Here is a 2540-nt window from a genome sequence, read left to right as displayed (position 1 = left end):
GTTCGAAGGCCGGGCGGGTGGTGGCGAGGGAAAGGGTGAGGTCGGCGGGGGCGTCGCAGGGGCGGGCGTCCAGATGGGCGAGGAGGCGGGCGGCCTGGGCGCGCAGGGCGGGACGGGTGCGGCCGGACAGCGTCCAGGGCAGGACGGCGGGGGCGGTGGCCCCGGCACGCTCCGGGACGGCGGCGGGTTCGCCCTGTTCGAGGACGACGTGCGCGTTGGTGCCGCTGATGCCGAAGGAGGACACGGCGGCACGCCGGGGGCGGCCGGTCTCGGGCCAGGCGGTGTGCTCGTTCAGGAGGGTGACCGCACCGGCCTCCCAGTCGACGTGCCGGGAGGGCGCGCCCGCGTGCAGGGTGCGCGGCAGTTCGCCGTGGCGCATCGCCTGGATCATCTTGATGACTCCGGCGACACCGGCGGCGGCCTGGGTGTGCCCGAGGTTGGACTTCACCGAGCCGAGCAGCAGCGGCCGTTCGGGATCGCGGTCCTGACCGTAGGTGGCCAGGAGCGCCTGGGCCTCGATGGGGTCGCCGAGGGGGGTGCCGGTGCCGTGCGCCTCGACGGCGTCCACGTCGGTGGTGCGCAGGCCCGCGGCGTCCAGGGCCTGGCGGATGACGCGCTGCTGGGAGGGGCCGTTGGGGGCGGTCAGGCCGTTGGAGGCGCCGTCCTGGTTGACGGCCGAGCCGCGCACCACAGCCAGCACGTGGTGGCCGTTGCGGCGGGCGTCGGACAGCCGCTCAAGGACGAGGACACCGACGCCCTCGGACCAGCCCACGCCGTCGGCCTCGTCGGAGAAGGCCTTGCAGCGGCCGTCGGGCGACAGGCCGCGCTGGCGCGAGAACTCGATCAGGGAGGTCGGGGTGGACATCACGGTGACACCACCGGCCAGGGCCAGGGAGCACTCCCCCGCGCGCAGGGCCTGCATCGCCCAGTGCATGGCGACCAGGGAGGAGGAGCAGGCGGTGTCGACCGTGACCGCCGGGCCCTCCAGGCCCAGGGCGTAGGAGACCCGGCCGGAGGCGATGCTGGGTGCGGTGCCGCTGCCCTGGTGGCCCTCGAAGCGCTCGTCGGCGAGGGTCGCGGAGTAGTCGCTGTACATCACGCCCGCGAAGACGCCGGTACGGCTGCCGCGCAGCGTCACCGGGTCGATCCCGGCGTGCTCGACGGCCGTCCAGGAGGCCTCGAGGAGCAGGCGCTGCTGGGAGTCGGTGGCGAGCGCCTCGCGCGGGCTCATGCCGAAGAACCCGGCGTCGAACTCGCCCGCGTCGTGCAGGAAGCCGCCGTAGCGCGTGTACGAGGTGCCGGGGTGGTCGGGGTCGGGGTGGTAGAGGTTGTCCAGGTCCCAGCCGCGGTCGACGGGCAGTCCGCCGATCGCGTCGGTGCCCTCGGTGACCAGGCGCCACAGGTCGTCGGGCGAGGTGACACCGCCGGGGTAGCGGCAGCTCATGCCGACGATGACGATCGGGTCGTCGGCGGTGGCGGAGCCGCGCGGGAGGGCGGCGGGCGCGGCGCTCTCGGGGGCGCTGTCGGTCAGCTCAGCGAGGAGGTGTCCGGCGAGCGCCGCGACGGTCGGGTAGTCGAAGATGACGGTGGCGGAGGTGCGCAGACCGGTGGCCGCGGCCAGGCGGTTGCGCAGCTCGACGGCGGTCAGCGAGTCGAACCCGAGCTCCTGGAAGGGCCGCTCGGGATCGATGTCGTGCGCGGAGGCGTGGCCGAGCACGGTGGCCGTCTGGGTGCGGACCAGGTCGACGACGGCCTCGGTACGGGCCTCCTCGTCGAGCCGCGCGAGGCGCTGGGCCAGGCCGAGGGCCGCCTCGGAGCCGGTGCGCACGGTGCGGCGCGTCCGGGTGCGGATCAGGCCGCGCAGCAGCGGCGGCACCTCTCCGTGGCCGCGCAGGACGGCGAGGTCGAGGCGGGCGGGGACGACGGCGGCGCGGGGCAGCGCGAGAGCGGCGTCGAAGAGGGCCAGGCCCTGTTCGGCGGTGAGCGGGGGTGTGCCGGAGCGGGACATGCGCTCCAGGTCCTGCTCGGACAGCTCACCCGTCATGCCGCCGCTGGGCACCCAGGGGCCCCAGCCGAGGGAGAGGCCGGGCAGGCCCTGCTCCCGGCGTACGGCGGCGACGGCGTCCAGGAAGGCGTTGCCCGCGGCGTAGTTGGCCTGGGCGGGGGCGCCGGTGGTACCGGCGAGGGAGGAGAACACCACGAACGCGGCGAGGTCGAGACCGCGTGTGGCCTGGTGCAAGTGCCACACGGCGTCGGCCTTGGGCCGCAGGACGGCGGCCAGGCGCTCCGGGGTGAGGGACTCCACGAGGCCGTCGTCGAGGGTGCCCGCGGTGTGCACGACGGCGGTGACGGGGTGCTCGGCGGGCACGGCGGCGAGCAGCCCGCGCACCGCTTCCGCGTCGGCGACGTCGCAGGCCACCACGGCCACGTCGGCGCCCGAACCGCGCAGCTCGGCGGCGAGTTCGGCGGCGCCGGGCGCGTCGGGGCCGCGGCGTCCGGCGAGCAGCAGGTGCCGTACGCCGTGTGCGGCGACCAGGTGA

The 2540-nt window shown here is 75.7% G+C and carries 1 protein-coding gene; it reads right to left on the bottom strand.

The window, feature by feature from the left end:
* Positions 1 to 2540, bottom strand: a 2540-nt coding sequence (locus AB8Z36_RS38255; protein ID WP_369217974.1) for a type I polyketide synthase, incomplete at both ends; no start/stop codon positions are given.

Origin of the sequence: Streptomyces flavofungini (genome assembly GCF_041028215.1) — a bacterium.
In the GTDB taxonomy this organism is placed as follows: domain Bacteria; phylum Actinomycetota; class Actinomycetes; order Streptomycetales; family Streptomycetaceae; genus Streptomyces; species Streptomyces flavofungini_B.
This window is presented reverse-complemented; position numbering and strand designations above follow the sequence as displayed.